This is a genomic window from Lysobacter sp. P5_B12 (assembly GCF_056400425.1).
This window is the reverse complement of record NZ_JBFULG010000001.1, coordinates 428,275-446,982: the sequence shown is the minus strand read 5'-3', so window position 1 is coordinate 446,982 and position 18,708 is coordinate 428,275. Positions and strand designations below refer to the sequence as shown.

Genomic DNA, 18,708 nt, shown 5'->3' with positions numbered 1-18,708 from the left:
GGGGATTTCGGGCAATTCGACGGCCTCCGCAGAATCGCCCCCGAAGTGGCCCGTTCTGGCCATGCGGGCAATGGGCCGCTACCCTGTGCGCCCCGCGGGCCCAGCCCGGCCCGAATACAAGGTTTCCCGATGTCCGCCCTGATCTGCGGTTCCCTGGCCTACGACACCATCATGGTGTTCCCCGACCAGTTCAAGAACCACATCCTGCCGGACAAGGTGCACATCCTGAATGTCTCCTTCCTCGTGCCGAGGATGCGCCGCGAGTTCGGCGGTTGCGCGGGCAACATCGCCTACAACCTCAAGCTGCTGGGCGGCGATCCGATCCCGATGGCCACCGTCGGCCAGGATTTCGGCCCGTATCGCGAGTGGTTCGTCGAACAGGACATCCGCCTGGACCAGGTCAAGGTGATCGATGAACTGTTCACGCCGCAGGCCTTCATCACCACCGACCACGACAACAACCAGATCACCGCTTTCCATCCGGGCGCGATGATGCGCAGCTACGAAAACCACGTGAAGGACGTGGCGGGCGTGACGTTCGGCATCGTGAGTCCCGACGGCCGCGAAGGCATGTTGCAGAACGCGAAGGAATTCGCCGAGGGCGGCATTCCCTTCATCTTCGATCCGGGCCAGGCGATGCCGCTGTTCAACGGGCAGGAACTGCGCGAGTTCATCGAGCTGGCCGACTACGTCACGGTCAACGATTACGAATCCAACCTGTTGCAGGAGCGCACGGGCTGGAACGAGAAGGACATCGTTTCGCGCACGAAGGCCTACATCGTCACGCGCGGCCCGCAGGGCGCGCAGATCCACACGCCGGGCAAGTCCTACGACGTGCCGCCGGCGCACGAGCGCCGCGTCACCGATCCCACCGGTTGCGGCGACGCATTCCGCGCGGGCCTGATCTTCGGCATCGAAAAGGGCGCGGACTGGATGACGATCGGGCGCATCGGCAATCTCATGGGCGCGCTGAAGGTCGAACATCCGGGCACGCAGAACCAGCGCTTCGATTACGCGGACTTCAGCGAGCAATTCCGCCAGCAGTTCGGCTACGCGCTGTAATCACATCACGTGCGCCAGCCAGAGCAACTCTGGCTGCGCGAGGCGCTCGAATTCCTTGTACGGCATCCGCACCGCATCGGTGTGCGTGCCGGCGTTGAACGCGATTTCGTGGTGCGAGGCAAGGCGCGAGTCGACGAACACCGGCAGGCCGTAGAGATTGCCGAACGGCGGCATCGCACCGACTTCGCAATCGGGGAATGCATCCTTGAATTCGGTCTCTTCGGCCAGTTCGGTCATGCGCCCGCCGAGGGCGCGCGACAGGCGCGTGAGGTCGACGCGATACGCCGCGGGCATCACCATCATCGCGAGCGTGCCGTCGACTTTCAGCATCACGGTCTTGGCGAACACCTGGCGGCTGACGTGCGCCGCGCTGGCGGTTTCGTGCGCGGTGACCGTGCGGTCGTGCACTAGCGTGGAATAGTGGGAATGCTGCTGGTCGAGATAGTTGTGCAGGCGCGGTGACAGCATGGTCGCCTCCGCTCCGGTGGGGACGTCGAGCTTAGTCCCCTCGCGCTAACCCGGCGTGATCGTTTGCCGGACTACTTCCACTTCGGCAGTTTGCCCTTGTCCACGCCACCGGTTTCGAACACCGCTGTGCGCGTGCCGCCGGCCTTCACCGGGAATTCGATGGAAAGGGCCGTTTTCGCCTGCGCGGCCATGCGCCACAACGCGCCCTGGTCGGTGATGAACATCGCGATCGCCTCGTCGGTCTTCGGGCGCGTGGCCGCCATCGCCTTCGGTTTTCCGTCGTCGATCGTGACCTTCACCTTGCAGCCCGAATAGCAATCGAAATCGCCCTTCTCCAGCACCAGGTACGCGCTCTTTCCCCATTCGGGATGGTCGCGGAAGATCAGGCGCACGGGACGCTTGCCGCCGCCGGTGTCGACTTCCTGCTTGGAATAGATCGCGGCCGAAACTTGCGTGCCGCCTTTCGCCGGTTGTGTTTGATAAGCCCACAGGGCGGCGCGGCGACGCGCATCGTCTTCGGCGTGCAGATGCGCGCGCGCGTCATCGAGCTTGGCCTGGATGCGCTTTGCGGCGGCGGAGTTCGGGTAATCCATCTGCAGCGAATCGCCGTAGCCGCGCGCGAGTTTCCAATCGCTGCGCGCATACGCATCCTCGAATTCCTTCTCCTTGCCGGCGGCGAGTTGATCGACGCGCGCCGACTCGGCGGCCGCGGCCTTCGCGGCGGCCTGCGGATCTTCCTTCGGGCCGCACGCGGCAAGCAGCAAGGCGACGGCGAGCGTGGAGCAAGTGCGGGCGTTCATCGGGGCTGGCCTCGTTCGATAAGTCGGTCGATGGCGATGGCGACGTCTTCGGGCCGCTCCATGATCGACATGTGGCCGCAATCGTCGAGCATCACGCCCGTCGCCTGCGGAATGCGGTCAGCGTACAACCCGAGCGCGCTGGGATCGATCACGGCGTCCTGTCGGCACCACAGCAACAACGCCGGCTGCCGGATGCGCGCGGCTTCATTGCCGGGAAGGAAACGCTCGGGGCCGCGGCCGATCGCGGCGAGCACCTGTTGTTCGAAGGCCGCATCGCGCATGCGACGCGCGATGTAGGCCTTGTCGGCCGGCCACGGCACCCACGGCCGAGTGTCTTCGCGATGGAAAATGGTGGCGAAGAAACGATCCAGGCTCGCGCGATCGCGCACGGCGTACGGATTGCCTCCGGCGACGACCTGTTTGCCGAAGTCGTTGTCGTTGAAGCGCACGCCCGCCGCATCAATCAGCGCCACGCGCGACACCAGGTCCGGATGGCCCGCAGCGACCAGCGCCGCGATGCCGCCGCCCATCGAATGCCCGACGAGCACGACCGGCTTGCCCGGCGAAACGTTGCGAATGAAAGCGGCCAGGCGCTCGCTCTGCGCGAGGAAACCGTAGTTCTCGTTCGGAATGCGCTGGCTTTCGCCCCAACCCGGCAGGTCGGGAATCACGAGGCGATATTTGCCCGCGAGCGCACGCGCGACGGGATAGAAGTTTTCCTTGCCGCCGACGAAGCCATGCACCATCACGATCGTCGGTGCATCGGCCGTCTTCGCATCGCGTGTCGCGTAGACCCAGCGATGGCCCGCGACCTCGCGCGTCTCGCGCGACAACTTCGCATCGTGCCGTTGCCGCGCGAACTCCATGCGAATCGCCGCGTCCGGATCGATGACGACATAGGCGAACAACGCAAGCAACGCGGCCGCCACGAGGGCGGCCGCGAGGGCGACTTGGCGGGGTCGCGTCATCAGCTTACTGCGCGTTCTTCGACTTCGCCGCGTCGATCACCGCTTGCACCGAACCGGTGGTGATCGGGTGGTAGCCCGGCTTGGCCTTCGCGAAGGTTTCCTCGGCGAGCTTCAGGCCTTCCGGCGTTTTCACCAGCTCGTTGTACGTCGGCATGATCAGCTTGCGACGGCCGATCTTCTGCAGGAACGCGGCGATGGCTTCGTTGGCCTGCGTGTAACCGCTGCGCACCGCGAGCGGATACCAGCGCTGCGCGATCTCGCCGTTCGGCGTACCGGTGAACTTGTACGCCGTGTCCAGCTCTTCCATCTGCTTGGTATTGAGCGTGGTGGGCATGCCTTCGATGAAGTGCACCCACTCCTGCGTCGACCACTTGCCGGTGGCATCGGCGGCCGGCAGCGTGCCGTCCTGCAGCCACGCCTTGCGTGCGGTGTCGACCGCGTCGAAGCGCGGCGAAGCGGTTTGCGGCGCGTCGGAGGGGACGCCAGGCTCGTGCAGCCATTCGTCGAACTCCTGCTGCGTGACCTTGCCCGGGTACTTGTCGAGCAGGTTGGCCTTCGCGTAGTCGGCGAACTGCTGCGAGGAAATCGACTGGAACGCGAAGTGGTCGAAATAGCCGCGCAGGAACGCATCGAAGTTGTCGCGGCCGAAGCGCTGTTCGAGGAACTGCATGAACCACGCGCCCTTGGTGTAGACCGTCGAGCTGAGGTTGTCGTCGGGATCCTTCAGTTCGCCCGGCGCGCCGGCGAGCTTCTGCAGCGGCTTGTTGTCCTCGGTGTATTCGGACTTGAGCTCGTTGCGGTTGATCACCAGCTCCATGTCCGAACGCGGCTTGCCGTACAGCGCTTCGACGATGCGGTTCTCGACGTAGCTGGTCACGCCTTCGTTGAGCCACGCGTCCTTCGCGGTGGAGAAGGTCACCAGGTTGCCCGACCAGCTGTGCGCGAGTTCATGCGCGACCAGCGAGACGAGCGACTTGTCGCCGACGATCACGGTCGGCGTGGCGAAGGTCAGGCGCGGGTTCTCCATGCCGCCGTAAGGGAACGAAGGCGGCAGCACGAGGATGTCGTAGCGATCCCAGCGATACGGGCCGTACAGCTTTTCGGCGGTGTCGATCATCTTGCCGGTGTCGGCGAATTCCGCGGCCGCCGGCTTCACGGTGCCCGGTTCGGCCCACACGCCGGCCTTGTCGGTGATCGGCTGGAAGACCAGGTCGCCGGCCGCGATCGCGAGCAGGTAGGACGGGATCTTCTGCGGCATCTTGAAGCTGTAGTCGCCGTCGCGCGCGGCCTTGGGATCGTTGTCGGCGCTCATCAGCACCATCGCGTCCTTCGGTGCGGTGACGTGCGCGGTGTAGGAGAAGCGCACGATCGGCGTGTCCTGCAACGGCACCCACGAACGCGCGTGGATCTGCTGCGACTGGCTGAACATGAAGGGTTGCTTCTTGCCGGCCGTCATCGACGGTTCGAGCCACTGCAGGCCCGAGGCATTCGGCGACGTCGTGTACGTCACGCGCACCTGCTTGGGGCGCTGCGGCGTTTCGATGGTCAGCTTCGTGCCGAGCACCTTGTCGGCGCCGTCGGCGAGCTTGAACTGCAGCGGCGCCCACTTCCCGTCGGCGCCCAGGCCTTCGGCCTTCGCGATGGTCAGATCGCGCGTGTCGAGCACGAGCTGCGTGGCGGTGGGATCGACCCAGTCCAGCGAATAGGTGGCGGCACCCGACAGGGTCTTCTTCGCGAAATCGAGCGCGAGATCCAGCGCGAGGTCGGTCGTGCGGACCTTGTCGGGCTGCGAATAGGAGTGTTCGTCGGTCACGGCGGCGGCCTGCGTGGCGGGGGCGGCAGCGGCGGCGGTCGAGGATGCAGCGGGCGTGCCCGGCGTCGCAGGGGTTTCGTTCTTCGCGTAGGCGCTGAGCGCGAGCGTGACGGCCAGGGACAGCATCAGGGGGGCGTGGCGCATGCGGGCGGAATCTCCGGGGAACCGAGGCGGCCGAGTGTAGCCTCGACGACGCCCGCACGCGCAAAGGACCCCTGAACGACGCAGCCCGGCCGAAGCCGGGCTGCGCGTGGCAATGGCCGGGCCTGCCAGGCGTGAATCACCAACTCATGCGCGGGCCGACGAACCACTGGGTGTCGCCGCCGATGAACTTCACGTCCGCCGCAAGGCCGAAGGATTGGCTGAACTTGGCCTGCGCGCCGACGCGGGTGTAGAACTCGCCGTTGCCGTACGCCACGTCGCCGTATCCGCCGAGTGCATAGCCTTCGAAGTGCTTGCCCATCGCGGCACGCACGCCGCCTTCGATGGAAGCACCGTTGCTGTCGTTGCTGAACTTGCGACCGTAGTAGACATAGTCCGTATCGGCCATGGTCCAGGCCAGCCGGGCGACGAAGTCGACGTTGTCGCTAAGGCCGTGGCGATAGCCGACACCGAGCGACCACTGCGTGGTGTCGAGATCCGAATAGATGTTCGAAACGGCAATGCTGTGATCGGCGTAGCTGCCGAAGACGTGGAAGTTCTCGTTCAACGCCCAGGAGCCGTTGATCGCCCAGCCATCGGCGTCGCGGCCGGCATCGCTGTGAACGTAACCAGCTTCGGCGTAGGTGTATGACAGATCGGGGCCCTTGGCAGAGGCCGCAAACGGCAGGGCGGCGAGCAGGACGAGGGCGAACCAGGAACGTTGCATTTGCTTGGAACCTCGGGGTTGGTGTGCGGGCGATGCTGACGGCCGCGCCGGCGCGGCTCCATCGGCCTTTGGTGAGGCCGGGTCCACAACGGGACGCAATGCCTCCACGCCCCGACTTCCGGCACGCTCGCCGCGCGAGGCGAATCCCCATGCTCCGCGCCCATGCCTGTCCTGACTTCGAGCGGCCCGCTCCGGCGCGCCCTGTTCTGCCTTGTCGCGCTCGTCGCGGCCACTCCCGCCTTCGCGCAGACCGCGGCCCCCGCCGCGCCCGCGACCCAGACCGTCGTGCGCGACATTCCGCGCGCGCCGTCGGACATCGTCGTCGATGGCGTGCTCGACGATGCCGCGTGGGCGGCCGCGACGCCGATCGACCTCGCCTTCGAGGTCACGCCGAACGACAACACGCCCGCGCCGGTGAAGACCACCGCGCGCATGGCCTACACCGACGACGCGCTGCTGATTTCCTTCCACGCCGAAGATCCCGATCCGTCGAAGCTGCGCGCGTTCCTGCGCGACCGCGATGCGTTGTACAGCGACGACTTCGTCGGCGTGATGCTCGACACCTTCGACGATCAGCGCCGCGCGTACGAATTCTTCGTCAATCCCTTCGGCGTGCAGGCCGACCTGATCAAGGAAGAGTCGACCAACTCCGAGGACGACAGCTGGGATGGCCTGTGGGAAAGCGCCGCGAAGGTGACCGAACACGGTTACGACGTGGAAATGCGCATCCCCTTCGCGACGCTGCGCTTCCGCGACACCGACGGCACGCGCCGCTGGGGCGCGACCTTCCTGCGCATCCGCCCGCGCGATTTCCGTTACCAGTACTTCAGCAACCGCGTCGAGCGCGGTTCGAAGTGTTTGACCTGCACCTTCGACAAGGTCGAGGGCTTCGTCGGCGTGAAGCAGGGCAAGAACCTGGAGATCACGCCGACGCTCACGATGTTGCATGCCGAAGAACGCGCGCGCCCCGGCGCGGAATGGACAAACGACGGCACCGACATCGAGCCCGGCGTCGACGTGGCCTGGGCGCCGAGCCCGAACCTCACGCTCAACGCCACGCTCAATCCGGATTTCTCGCAGGTCGAAACCGACCAGGCGCAGCTCGACCTCAATACGAGCTTCGCGTTGTTTTTCCCGGAGAAGCGCCCGTTCTTCCTGGAAGGCGCCGATTACTTCACCACGCCGCTGCAGGTGCTCTACACGCGCCAGATCGCCGATCCCGATGGTGGCCTGCGCGTCACCGGCCGTAACGGCGGGCAGGCCTACGGCGCGATCCTCGCGCGCGATGCCACCACGCAATTGCTCGTTCCGGGGCCGCTGGGTTCCTCGTTCCGCTTCCTCGAACAATCGGCGGACGATTTCGTCGGCCGCTATCGCTACGATTTGGATGCGTACACCAGCGTGGGCGCGATCGCGACGTATCGCGCCGGCGAGGGCTATCGCAATTCGGTCGGCGGCATCGATGCGCGCTACCAGAAGGACGAGCACACGCTGATCGGCCAGTGGCTGGGCAGCGATTCGGTGTATCCCGACGGCCTGGCGCTGCGCGACACGGCGCCGAAGGGCGACGCGCTATACCTCAAGTATGCATTCGCGAATCGCAACTGGCGTTTCAACCTGCAGCACCAGGCCGTCGACGACGGTTTCCGCGCGGACCTGGGCTTCATCACGCAGGTGGGTTACGACAAGCAGACCATCGGTGGCGGCCGTACGTGGTTCATGCCGAAGGGTTCGACCGTGAGCCGGATCGAGTTCAACGGCGACTGGGACATCACGCACCGGTTCGACGGGCAGTTGCTGGAGAAGGAACTCGAGGGTTATCTCGCGGCGCGCGCATCGCGGCAGGGCTATTACGAACTGGGCGGCCTGTCGCGCACGCGTTTCTGGAATGGCCGGATGTTCGACGAGCAGTGGGGCTCGTTCTACTTCGAACTCGTGCCGTGGGCGCCGATCAAGGTTGGCGGCAATTTCCAGGACGGCACGGCGCTGGACTTGCTTGCATCACGCACCGGGCATCTGGTCGACGCCGAGCCGTTCGTGCAACTCGACATCGGGCGCGGCATCAACCTCAACGTGACTTACACGCTGCAGCAATTGCATCGCGACGGTGGCACGGCGTACGACGCGCGCGTGTTGGACGGGCGACTGAGCTGGCAGTTCGATCCGCGCCAGCGCGTGCGTCTGTCGGTGCAGAGCAGCGACATCGACCGGGATCCGGCGTTGTATGACGTGCCGGTGCTGCGCCATTCGAGCGATGTGGCGGCGCAGGTGTTGTATTCGTACAAGCTCAATCCGCGCAGTGCGCTGTATGCGGGGTATTCGGAAGGCGGGTTCGAGGATGACGAAGTGCGCAATATGTTCACCAATACGCGCAGTTTGTTCCTGAAGATCAGCTATGCGTGGCAGCCGGGGTAAGAGCTTTACTTGCGTCATTGGCGCGTCGCCCGAACGTTGTGAGTTCCAAATTTTTTTGGGAAAAAAATTTGAAACTCACAACGCTGGGGCATCACCTTTCGAGCGTTGGCTCTCGATTGGGGACTTCGCCCGAGCCTTTGCTTTGCCGGTGCGAAGCAAGCTTCGCACTGCGCCGATCCTTGTCGAAGGAGCGCTCTAGACCTTGTATCCAGTATGCACGGCCACGATGCCTGCATTGAGGTTCTTGAACGAGCACCTTGCGAACCCTGCGGCTTCCATCATGCCCTTCAACTGTTCCTGCGGCGGATGCTTGCGAATCGACTCGGCCAGATATTGGTAGCTGCCGGAATCCTGCGCGAACAACTTGCCCAATTGCGGCAGCACCTTGAAGGAATGGAAGTCGTAGATCGGCTTGAACCACTCCGCCTTCACTTCGGAGAACTCGAGCACGCGCATCTGGCCGCCGACTTTCAGCACGCGGTGCATCTCGCGTAGCGCGGCGTCCTTGTCGGTCACGTTGCGCAGGCCGAAAGCGATCGTGACCAAGTCAAAGCTCGCATCGGGAAACGGCAGCGCTTCGGCGTTCATCTGCACATACGATAGGCCGCGCACGTTGCCGCGGTCGGTCATGCGATCGCGGCCCACGCGCAGCATCGCGCCGTTGATGTCGCCGATGACGACTTCGCCCTGCTCGCCGACGCGGTCGCGCAGCAGCGCGGCGATGTCGCCGGTGCCGCCCGCCAGGTCGAGTACGCGATCGCCGGGCTTCACTTGCGCGGTGGCGACGAAGTAACGCTTCCACACGCGATGGATGCCGAGCGACATCAGGTCGTTCATCAGGTCGTACTTGCCGGCGACCGAAGAGAAGACTTCGCCGACGAGCTTCTGCTTCTCGCGCACGGGCACGTCGCGGAAGCCGAAATGGGTGGTGTCGCGGTCGTTGGGCTGGCTCATGCGTTGGATTATCGCCCACAACGCCAAGGCCGGTTCCATCCGCGCGATGCGTTGGCGGGGGCACACACCCCAACGGGAGTCGATCCGTGAAGACCACTGCCCTGTTCACCCTTGCCCTGATCCCCGCGCTCGCATTGACGCTGTCCGCCTCGGCGCAGGACGCCGGCGCATCGGGCGCCCACGTCATGGTCAAGGCGTCCGACACCAAGTGGGGCGAAGGCCCGGCGTTCCTGCCCAAGGGCGTGCAGGCGGCCGTGCTGTACGGCGACCCGGCGAAGTCGGGGCCCTTTGCGATCCGTCTGAAGGCGCCCGCGGGCGGGAAGATCCCGCGCCACTGGCATCCCACCGATGAGCAAGTGACGATCATCGAAGGCGACTTCCACCTGGCGATGGACGAAGGCGCCAAGGCGCACGAAGCGGACTTCGGCGCCGGCGATTACGTCAACCTGCCCGCGAAGATGCAGCATGAAGCATCGACGAAGGGCGGCGCCGTCGTGCAGGTCAACGGGATGGGCCCGTTCCAGATCAACTACGTCGATCCGAAGGACGATCCGCGGAACGCGAAGCCTTAGAGGATGTACCGCGACAGATCCGGATCCTGCACCAGTTCGCCCAGGTGCAGATCCACGTAGTCGCGGTCGATCGTCAGCGCGGTGCCGTCCTTGTCGGGCGCTTCGAAGCTCAGGGTATCGAGCAGGCGCTCCATCACCGTATGCAGGCGGCGCGCGCCGATGTTTTCCTGGCGGTCGTTCACCTGCTCGGCGATGTCGGCCAGGCGTTCGATCGCTGCGTCGTCGAAGCGCAGCGACACGCCTTCGGTCTTCAGCAGTTCGACGTACTGGCGCGTGAGTGCCGCGCGCGGTTCGGTGAGGATACGGACGAAGTCGGCCTTGCTCAGCGCCGAGAGCTCCACGCGGATCGGGAAGCGGCCCTGCATTTCGGGGATGAGGTCGCTCGGCTTGGCCAGGTGGAACGCACCCGAGGCGATGAACAGGATGTGGTCGGTGTTCACCGGGCCGTACTTGGTGCTCACCGTCGAGCCTTCCACCAGCGGCAGCAGGTCGCGCTGCACGCCTTCGCGCGAGACGTCGGCGCCGTAGCCTTCCGAGCGCTTGGCGACCTTGTCGATCTCGTCGATGAACACGATGCCGTGCTGTTCGCACGCTTCGATCGCCGCGGCGCGGACGTCGTCTTCATTGACGAGCTTGCCCGCTTCTTCCTCGATCAGCAGCGGGCGCGCGGCCTTGATCGACATCCGCTTGGTGTGCGTCTTGCCGCCGGCCACCTGCGAGAACATCTGCCGCAACTGCTGGCCCATCTCTTCCATGCCGGGCGGCGCCATGATGTCGACGCCGACGTTCATCGCGATCTCCAGCTCGATTTCGCGCTCGTCCAGCGTGCCCGCGCGCAACTGCTTGCGCAGCTTGGCGCGCGTGGCCGTTTCTTCTGGCGAAACCTCTTCGGGCGCTTCTTCGTTGGTGAAGCCGAACACGGTCGGGACCTGCCGCTTGGGCAACAGCGAGGCGAGGATGCGTTCTTCGGCGCGGTCCTCGGCCTGCGTGCGCACGCGCAGCTTGGCCTGTTCGCGATACATCTTCACCGCGGTGTCGGCGAGGTCGCGCACGATCTGTTCGACGTCCTTGCCGACGTAGCCGACTTCGGTGAAGCGCGTGGCTTCCACTTTCACGAAGGGCGCGTTGGCCAGCGTCGCCAGGCGGCGCGCGATTTCGGTCTTGCCCACGCCCGTGGGGCCGATCATCAGGATGTTCTTGGGCATCACCTCGTCGCGCAGGTCCGGTTCCAGCTGCATGCGGCGCCAGCGATTGCGCAGCGCGATGGCGACCGCGCGCTTGGCGGCCTGCTGGCCGACGATGTGCTTGTCGAGCTCCTGCACGATTTCGCGCGGCGTCATGGTGGTGGAGGAGGTTTGGACGGCGAAGTTGGTCATCAGAGCTCTTCCACCACGATGTTGCGGTTCGTGTAGATGCAAACGTCGCCGGCGATGCTGAGCGCTTCGGTGACGATGGTCTTCGCGTCGAGCGATGTGTGCGCGTAAAGCGCGCGCGCCGCCGACAGCGCATACGGGCCGCCGGAACCGATCGCGATGATCCCGTCCTCGGGTTCGATCACGTCGCCCGTGCCGGACACGATGAGCGAGGTCTCCTTGTCTGCGACCGCCAGCAACGCCTCGAGTTTCCCGAGGCGGCGTTCGGTGCGCCAATCCTTCGCCAATTCCACCGCGGCGCGGGTGAGTTGGCCGTGTTTTTCGAGTTTCGATTCGAATAGTTCGAACAAGGTGAACGCGTCGGCCGCCGCACCGGCGAAGCCGGCGAGCACCTGGCCGCCGCGTCCGAGGCGGCGCACCTTGCGCGCGTTGGCCTTCATCACGGTGTTGCCGAGCGTGACCTGGCCGTCGCCACCGACCGCGACTTTGCCGTCGCGACGGACGGAGAGGATGGTGGTGGCGTGGAAACGATTGGGATCCATCGGGGGATTGGCTCCGGAACGGTTTAGCTTGAGGTGGGGACGCCGGGCGGGGGATCAAGCGCGAATCGATGGAGGCGTCGGCCCTGCGCGGGGGAACGTTCGGGGTGAACAGTGCGCGGGGGCCTCGACAGACTGTTCGGATGCCTGCCGTGCCCTTCTCCCGCCGATTCCTGCGCGATGTCGCCTGCGCCGTCGCCCTGCCGCTCGCGCTTGCAGCGGCGGGTGCGCGTGCCGCAGAGGCGGATCATGAACCCTCGCCGCATGGTCTGGTGCGCACGCTGCTCGCTTCGTTCGACCCGGTGCGCACGACATCGGGATTCGCGGCGCGGCGTCATCCCGTGAAGAAACGCGTGCACTTCCACAATGGCGTGGACTTCGCCGCGCCGCACGGCACGCCGGTGCGATCCGTCGCCGACGGACGCATCACGTTCGCGGGATGGCAGCGGGGATACGGCAAGGTCGTCTACATCGAACATGGCCCCGGCGAGCACACCGTATATGCGCACCTGAGCCGCATCGATGTGCGCACCGGCGATATCGTCGGCGTGGGACGCACCATCGGCGCGGTCGGGAATACGGGTGTCGCGACCGGCCCGCACCTGCACTTCGAAGTGCGTGAACACGGCAAGCCGGTCGATCCCATGAAGTGGGCCCTGCCCTCCTTGCGCGGTGCGATGCCATCGGCCATGCACGCGATGGTCGACGCACCCGATGCCGCGCGATGCGTGGCGCTTCTGCAGAAATTCTCCCTCGAGTCGTTGAACCCCGACGAACTCGAACTCGTTCGCCGAGGATGCGCCCAATGAAACCCCTGTCGTTCTTCCTGCGCCTTTCAGGCGTGTTCGCGATGCTCGTATTGCTCGGCGCCTGTGCGACGAAACCGGTCGCCGTGCAGGGCCCGGTCCCGTTCGACGAGGCCGTGCGCGACGCCACCGACGCGTTGGTCGCGCAGACCAATGCCATGCCATCCTTCATCGCGCAGCTGTCCCGGCGCGGCATCGTGCACGACCCGACACTCGATGCCGAAACCGCCCAGCAGACCATGACCACGCAGCGGCTCGACACGCTCGCGACGACGCATCTCGGCACGCAGTACAAGCAGTTCGACCTGCTTCCGTTCCGCTCCGCAAACCTGGCGAATGCCGAATATCTGCTGGTCAGCACCCTCTCGCGCGATGGCGCCGCAGGTGCGCGCACCTTGCGCATCGATCTGGCGCTCGTGGAGATCGCAACCGGCGTCGTCGCCGCGCAGGCCGGCGCGCTTGCGATCGACGACGGGCTGGACCACGCGCCGCTGCCCTACTACCGCGACAGCCCGGTGCTGGTGAAGGACCAGGTCGTCGAAGGCTACGTGCGCACCGCACGCACGCCGCGCGGGCAACAGGGCGATCGTGTTTACCTGGAGCGCATCGCGTCGGCCATGGTGACGAACGAAGCGACCGACCTGTACAACCAGGCGCGCTATCGCGAGGCGCTCGGCGAATATCGCAGCGCGCTGGCCGCGCCCTTCGGCGAGCAGCTGCGCGTTCTCAACGGCATCTACATGGCGGCGGCGAAACTCAGGCAGACCGAGGAATCCGAAGCGGCCTTCGCGCGCGTGGTCGCCATGGGCATCGCGTATCGGCAACTGAGCGTGAAGTTCCTCTTCGAACCCGGCGGCACGGCGTTCCATGTCGACCCGCGCATCCACAGTCCGTATCCGATGTGGTTGCGGCAGATCGCACGCGAGGCTGTCGCTGCGGATGTCTGCCTCGACGTCGCGGGGCACGCCAGCCGCACCGGAAAGCAATCCGTGAACCAGGCCCTGTCGTTGCGTCGCGCCGCGCGCATCCAGGCGGGCCTGGTCGCGGAGGCGCCGGTGTTGAAGACGCGCACGAAGGCGATCGGCCTGGGCTTCGAGCAGAACCTCATCGGCACGGGTACCGACGATGCGATCGACGTGCTGGACCGACGCGTGGAATTCCGCATCGTGCCCTGCGGAAAGAAGGGTTAGACCTTCTTCCGCCTGGCCCGGGGGTGTGCGGCGTCGTACACCTTCGACAGGTGTCCGAAATCCAGGTGCGTGTAGATCTGCGTCGTCGAGATGTCGGCGTGGCCGAGCAATTCCTGCACGCCGCGCAAATCGCCTGAGGATTCCAGCACGTGGCTTGCGAAGCTGTGGCGCAGCAGATGCGGGTGCACGTTCTTGAACAAGCCCTGCCGTTGCGCGAGCGTGCGCAGGCGCAACTGCACGGCGCGCGAGGTCAGCGGGCCGTTTCGGCCGGGGAAGAGGAATGCATCGTCGGCGGTCGGCTTTTGCTCGGCCTTCCATTCGCCCAAGGCTGCGCGTGCGAAAGAACCGACCGGCACCGTGCGCTGCTTCTTGCCCTTGCCGAGCACGGTGACCATGCCGACGCCCAGGTCGAGGTCGCGCCAGCGCAGCGCGCACAGTTCCGACAAGCGCAGGCCCGAGGAATAGAACAGTTCGAGCAACGCGCGGTCGCGCAGGCCGAGCGGCACGTCGGTCGGGACTTCGACCAACACCTTCGCCTCATCGGCATCCAGGATCTGCGGCAACTTGCGCGGCGCTTTCGGCGCGCGGATCGGTTGCGCCGGATTGGCCGGGATGCGGCCGTGGCGCAGCAACCAGCGATAGAAGCTGCGGCATGCGGAGAGGCGGCGTTGCAGGCTCTTCGGCGAAAGACCGCGCCGATGCTCCGAAGCGATGAATGCGCGCAGTTGTTCGGTGTGGATCGTTTCGACGTCCAGGCCCTGTGCGGTCGCAAACGCCTGCAATCCATCCAGGTCGCGGCGATAGCCGTCGAGCGTGTGCGGCGACATGCGCCGCTCCACTTCCAGGTGCGCGAGGTACTCGGCGATCGCGGCCATGGCCGTCTGCGCCGTCGTCAGCCCGGGAAACGCTGCAAGGCGACCGAGAGCGTCTCGCCCATCATGCGCAGGAACAAGGTGCCCATGCCCGGGAAGAAGCGGTTGGGATCGCGGGAGCCGACGCCGATCAGGCCGATGCCCGGAATGGAAAGCAGCGCGGTGGATTGCACTTCCTCCGCGCGCACACCGTAAAGCAACGCGTGCTTGTCCGGATGCAGGCGGCCGCAGATCGGCTCGCCATCGTCGATCGCGTCCTTGAACGGCGCCAGGCGCGGATCGCCGGCGGGAATCGATTGCCACCAATCGGCGTCGTCGAGCCCGGCGACCGGCGCGAAAGTCAGGATGCGCACGAGGTCGCCCTGGAAATCTTCTTCGAGCGTCGCGGCCATCGCGCGCAAGGTGGCCGCCGGCGTGTCCTGGCGCATCAGGCCCAGGGCGAGCTGGTGCGTGCGCACCGCGAGGCGTTCGTTTTCCTGCGCGTTGGCGAACAACTCCTGCAGGCGACGCGCGAGTTCGCGGTTCTTGTCGCGCAACACTTCGAGTTGGTAACTCGCCAGCGATGCGGCGGGGCCGTCTTCGCGCGGCACGACCAGGCTGATCGCCAGGTCCGGGAACTGCTTGAGAAACGTGGGATGCCGGCGCAACCAGGCGGCGACTTCGTGGGCACCGAGTTTTTCGGTCGTCTCGCTCATGGCAACCACTCCCCTTCGAATACGAATGCGGCCGGACCGGCCATGGTGATCGGGCTGGCGTCGTCGGGCCAGGCGATGCGGAGTTCGCCTCCCGGCAACGCGACGACGACATCGCGGTCGATGCGGCCGCGTCGCATCAGGATCGCGGCGGCCGCGCATGCGCCGCTGCCGCAGGCCAGGGTTTCGCCGACGCCGCGCTCGTACACGCGCAGGCGGATGCGGTCGCGCGATTGCACTTGCGCGAAACCGACGTTCACCGATTCGGGAAACGCCGCGCTGCGCTGCAGCGCCGGGCCCTGGAGCCCGACGCGCGCGGTGGCGATGTCGTCGACTTCGATCAGCGCGTGCGGGTTGCCCATCGATGCGGCGCCGATGCGCAAGGTCGTGTCATCGACCTGGATCTCGTAGGTATCGCGCGCCTGCTCGCCCTGTCCGGCGAGCGGAACGTGCGCCGGCGCGAAATCGGGCACGCCCATCGCGATGCGATAACGATTGCCGGGCAACACATCGACCGCATGCGTGCCCGCGGGGCTGTCGAGTTCGAAGCGCGCGCCCTGCGCCGTGCCGTCGCGCACGACGAACGCGGCGACGCAGCGCGCACCATTGCCGCATTGCTGCGCCTGCGAGCCGTCGGCATTCCAGATGCGATAGCTGGCCGCGGACGATGCATTGCGCGGCGCTTCGATCGTGATGATCTGGTCGCAGCCCACGCCCGCGTGGCGATCGCCGAGCGCACGACACAGCGACGCATCGGGCACGGCTTGCCCATGCCGCAGGTCGACCATGACGAAGTCGTTGCCGGCGCCGTGCATTTTCGTGAAGCGCAGGGAGCGGCCGCCGGCCGCGTGCGGCTGGTTCATCGGATCGGTTTCAGCGCGGCTTGCCGGGCGTCCCATCGGAATCGGCCGGCGGTGCGGTCGTCGTTGCGGGCGGAGGTGCGATGGACGTGGCAGGCGGCGGCGCGATCGTCGAGGACGACGGCAGCGCGACTGTCGCGGACGACGGCGGCGCCATCGATGCCGCCACTTCCGGCGGCATCTCCTGCGGTTCGGGATTGAGGATCAGCTGTCCCTTGTTGCCGCAGCCGGCGAGCGGCAGGGCGGCGAACAGGGCGACGGCGACGAGGCGGACTGCGTTCATGGGCGCCAGTGTGTCACTTCGCGGCGGCGGTTTGCACGCCGCCGGCGTCGGCCCGCAGTTGCGTCAGCAGGAACGCATACATCTCCGACAACTCGCGATAGCGGCGGAAACGCCCCGACTTGCCACCGTGGCCCGCATCCATGTTGACGCGGAACAGCACCGGGCGATCCGGGCCGGCGGTGTCGAGGTCGCGCAGGCGCGCGACGTACTTGGCCGGTTCGAAGTACTGGACCTGCGAATCCCACAGGCCCGTGCCGACGAACATCGCCGGGTAGGCCTGCGCCTTGAGGTTGTCGTAGGGCGAGTACGACAGCATGTAGTCGTAGTAGTCCTTCTTCTCGGGGTTGCCCCACTCGTCGTATTCGTTGGTGGTCAGCGGGATCGACGGGTCGAGCATCGTGGTGACGACGTCGACGAAGGGCACCTGCGAGAGGATCACGCGGTACTTCTCCGGCGCCATGTTCGCGATGGCCCCCATCAGCAGGCCGCCGGCGCTGCCGCCGTAGGCGGCGACGCGATCCTTCGACGCATAGCCTTCCTTGACCAGGAAATCGGTGACGTCGATGAAGTCGGTGAAGGTGTTCTTCTTCTTGAACAGGTGGCCGTCGTCGTACCACTGGCGGCCCATTTCCTGGCCACCGCGGATGTGCGCGAGCACGTACACCATGCCGCGATCGAGCAGGCTCACCACCGGCAGGTTGAAGCCCGGGTCGGTGGAGGAGCCATAGCTGCCGTAGGCGTACTGCAACAGCGCGGCCGTGCCGTCCTTCTTGAAGCCCTTCTTGTAGACGACCGAGACCGGCACCTTCGTGCCGTCGCGCGCCGTCGCCCACAGGCGCTCGGTGGTGTACTTGTCCGGGTCGTAGCCGATCACCGGGTCGCGCTTCATCAGCTTGCGCTCGCCGGTCTTCGTGTTGAGTTCGTACACGGTGGCCGGCGTGGTCATCGACGTATAGGTGTAACGCAGCCAGTCGGTGTCCGGCTCGGCGTTGACCGACAGGCCCATGCCGTAGGCCGGTTCATCGGCTTTGACGTACTCGGACTTGCCGTCGGCGCGCAGCAGGCGCAGGCGTTCCAGGCCTTCGCTGCGTTCGGCGATCGCGGCGAAGCCGTCGAACAGCTCGAAGCCGTCGATGAAGACCGATTCGCTGTGCGGGATCCAATCCTTCCATTCCTTGCGCGAGCCCGAGCCATCGGGCGCGGTCACGACCTTGTAGTTCTTCGCGCCGTCGGCGTTGGTGCGGATGACCCAGCGGCCGCCGTGGTGGTCGGCTTCGTATTCGACGTCGCGTTCGCGCGGGGCGAGCACGGCGAAGGCCTTCGGGTCGGCGGCGGGCGCGCAGCGGAATTCGCTCGACACGGTGCTGTCCATCTGGATGCAGATGAACTTGTCGTCGCGCGTGCGGCCCACGCCCATGTAGAAGCTGTCGTCCTTTTCGGTATAGACCACTTCGTCGGCGTTCGCCGGCGTACCGAGCACGTGTTTCTGCACGCGCGTGGTGAGCAGCGTCTTCGGATCGTTCCAGACGTAGAAGAGCGTCTTGTTGTCGTCGGCCCACACCAGGTTCGGCGCGACGCCCGCCACTTCGTCCGAATACACCTCACCCGTGGCGAGATTCTTGATCTTGATCGTGTACTGGCGGCGGCCGACGGCGTCCTCGGCCCACGCGAGCAGGTTGTTGTCCTGGCTGACTTCCCAATCGCCGACGCTGAAGTAATCCTTGCCGGCGGCCATGGCGTTGACGTCGAGCAACACTTCCTCGGTGGCGTCCATCGCACCCTTGCGGCGCGCGTACACCGGATAGTCCTTGCCGGTTTCGAAGCGCGAGTAATACCAGTAGCCGCGCTCGTGGTACGGCACCGAGCTGTCGTCCTGCTTGATGCGGCCGACGATTTCCTCGTACAGCTTTTCCTGCAGCGGCTTCAGCGGCGCCATGACGGCGTCGGTGTACGCATTCTCGGCGTTGAGGTAGGCGAGCATCTCCGGGTTCTTGCGCGTGTCGTCGCGCAGCCAGTAGTACTCGTCGTTGCGTTCTGCGCCGAAGGGCGCCTTGACGACGTGCGGCTTCTTGGCGACGTCGGGAGGTTGCGGAAGGTCGGCGGCGAAAGTGGTGGTCGAAGTCATCAGCGTCAGGGCGAGAAGGCAGGGAGTGAGTTTCATGTCGGGTCCGTT

18 protein-coding genes are annotated in these 18,708 nt (G+C 65.9%); 5 read left to right on the top strand and 13 right to left on the bottom strand.

What is annotated here, in order from left to right; translation table 11 throughout:
* The first annotated feature begins 129 nt into the window (after window positions 1–129).
* Window positions 130–1,062 carry a carbohydrate kinase family protein gene (locus tag AC1DOM_RS01985; protein ID WP_498959699.1) on the top strand — a complete coding sequence of 311 codons (933 nt, stop codon included), beginning with the start codon at window positions 130–132 and terminating at the stop codon, window positions 1,060–1,062.
* Here the strand turns inward: AC1DOM_RS01985 and AC1DOM_RS01980 are convergent, their stop codons facing one another.
* The 5 genes from AC1DOM_RS01980 to AC1DOM_RS01960 all read right to left on the bottom strand — a co-directional run bounded on the left by AC1DOM_RS01980 (window position 1,063) and on the right by AC1DOM_RS01960 (window position 5,979).
* Window positions 1,063–1,530 carry an aminoacyl-tRNA deacylase gene (locus AC1DOM_RS01980; protein ID WP_498959697.1) on the bottom strand — a complete coding sequence of 156 codons (468 nt, stop codon included), beginning with the start codon at window positions 1,528–1,530 and terminating at the stop codon, window positions 1,063–1,065. It abuts the gene before it with no gap.
* Window positions 1,531–1,601: 71 nt separating this feature from the next.
* A complete protein-coding gene (locus AC1DOM_RS01975; RefSeq protein ID WP_498959695.1) occupies window positions 1,602–2,330 on the bottom strand; it encodes a hypothetical protein in 729 nt (242 codons plus the stop codon).
* Window positions 2,327–3,298 (bottom strand): alpha/beta fold hydrolase, encoded by a 972-nt coding sequence (locus AC1DOM_RS01970; protein WP_498959693.1) that lies wholly within the window; start codon window positions 3,296–3,298, stop codon window positions 2,327–2,329. The genes AC1DOM_RS01975 and AC1DOM_RS01970 overlap by 4 nt, the downstream gene beginning before the upstream one ends.
* A 4-nt stretch (window positions 3,299–3,302) precedes the next feature.
* Window positions 3,303–5,255, bottom strand: a complete 1,953-nt coding sequence (locus AC1DOM_RS01965; RefSeq protein WP_498959691.1) for a M1 family metallopeptidase — start codon at window positions 5,253–5,255, stop codon at window positions 3,303–3,305.
* Window positions 5,256–5,391: 136 nt separating this feature from the next.
* Complete coding sequence (locus tag AC1DOM_RS01960) at window positions 5,392–5,979, bottom strand: outer membrane beta-barrel protein (RefSeq protein WP_498959690.1); 588 nt, start codon at window positions 5,977–5,979, stop codon at window positions 5,392–5,394.
* 162 nt (window positions 5,980–6,141) lie between these two features.
* Between AC1DOM_RS01960 and AC1DOM_RS01955 the strand changes: the two genes are divergently transcribed.
* The gene (locus tag AC1DOM_RS01955) at window positions 6,142–8,394 is read left to right on the top strand and encodes a carbohydrate binding family 9 domain-containing protein (protein ID WP_498959688.1); all 2,253 of its coding nucleotides are present in this window, start codon (window positions 6,142–6,144) and stop codon (window positions 8,392–8,394) included.
* Between the two features lie 195 nt (window positions 8,395–8,589).
* Here the strand turns inward: AC1DOM_RS01955 and ubiE are convergent, their stop codons facing one another.
* Window positions 8,590–9,348, bottom strand: a complete 759-nt coding sequence (gene ubiE, locus AC1DOM_RS01950) for a bifunctional demethylmenaquinone methyltransferase/2-methoxy-6-polyprenyl-1,4-benzoquinol methylase UbiE (protein ID WP_498959686.1) — start codon at window positions 9,346–9,348, stop codon at window positions 8,590–8,592.
* Window positions 9,349–9,434: 86 nt separating this feature from the next.
* Between ubiE and AC1DOM_RS01945 the strand changes: the two genes are divergently transcribed.
* The gene (locus AC1DOM_RS01945; protein ID WP_498959684.1) at window positions 9,435–9,920 is read left to right on the top strand and encodes a cupin domain-containing protein; all 486 of its coding nucleotides are present in this window, start codon (window positions 9,435–9,437) and stop codon (window positions 9,918–9,920) included.
* Here the strand turns inward: AC1DOM_RS01945 and hslU are convergent.
* Entirely contained in the window at window positions 9,917–11,260 is a 1,344-nt protein-coding gene (hslU, locus tag AC1DOM_RS01940; RefSeq protein ID WP_498960205.1) for an ATP-dependent protease ATPase subunit HslU, read from the bottom strand. The two genes, AC1DOM_RS01945 and hslU, sit on opposite strands and share 4 nt — an antisense overlap.
* Before the next feature lie 35 nt (window positions 11,261–11,295).
* Window positions 11,296–11,835 carry an ATP-dependent protease subunit HslV gene (gene hslV / locus AC1DOM_RS01935; RefSeq protein WP_498959682.1) on the bottom strand — a complete coding sequence of 180 codons (540 nt, stop codon included), beginning with the start codon at window positions 11,833–11,835 and terminating at the stop codon, window positions 11,296–11,298.
* Window positions 11,836–11,975: 140 nt separating this feature from the next.
* Here hslV and AC1DOM_RS01930 point away from each other — a divergent pair, with 140 nt between their 5' ends.
* Window positions 11,976–12,641: a M23 family metallopeptidase gene (locus tag AC1DOM_RS01930; protein WP_498959680.1), complete on the top strand. Its 666-nt coding sequence runs from the start codon at window positions 11,976–11,978 to the stop codon at window positions 12,639–12,641.
* Window positions 12,638–13,828, top strand: coding sequence for an OmpA family protein (locus tag AC1DOM_RS01925; protein ID WP_498959678.1), 1,191 nt, complete (start codon window positions 12,638–12,640; stop codon window positions 13,826–13,828). Before AC1DOM_RS01930 ends, AC1DOM_RS01925 begins: the two co-directional genes overlap by 4 nt.
* Here the strand turns inward: AC1DOM_RS01925 and xerC are convergent.
* From xerC to AC1DOM_RS01900, 5 genes are read right to left on the bottom strand one after another with little or no spacing between them, the layout of a single operon-like run.
* The gene (gene xerC, locus AC1DOM_RS01920; RefSeq protein ID WP_498959677.1) at window positions 13,825–14,703 is read right to left on the bottom strand and encodes a tyrosine recombinase XerC; all 879 of its coding nucleotides are present in this window, start codon (window positions 14,701–14,703) and stop codon (window positions 13,825–13,827) included. The two genes, AC1DOM_RS01925 and xerC, sit on opposite strands and share 4 nt — an antisense overlap.
* A gap of 17 nt (window positions 14,704–14,720) precedes the next feature.
* Entirely contained in the window at window positions 14,721–15,395 is a 675-nt protein-coding gene (locus AC1DOM_RS01915; protein WP_498959675.1) for a DUF484 family protein, read from the bottom strand.
* Entirely contained in the window at window positions 15,392–16,255 is an 864-nt protein-coding gene (gene dapF / locus AC1DOM_RS01910; protein ID WP_498959673.1) for a diaminopimelate epimerase, read from the bottom strand. Before dapF ends, AC1DOM_RS01915 begins: the two co-directional genes overlap by 4 nt.
* Window positions 16,256–16,265: 10 nt before the next feature.
* Window positions 16,266–16,535 (bottom strand): LPS translocon maturation chaperone LptM, encoded by a 270-nt coding sequence (lptM, locus tag AC1DOM_RS01905; RefSeq protein ID WP_498959671.1) that lies wholly within the window; start codon window positions 16,533–16,535, stop codon window positions 16,266–16,268.
* Between the two features lie 13 nt (window positions 16,536–16,548).
* Window positions 16,549–18,696, bottom strand: coding sequence for a S9 family peptidase (locus tag AC1DOM_RS01900; protein ID WP_498959669.1), 2,148 nt, complete (start codon window positions 18,694–18,696; stop codon window positions 16,549–16,551).
* Window positions 18,697–18,708: the final 12 nt, after the last annotated feature.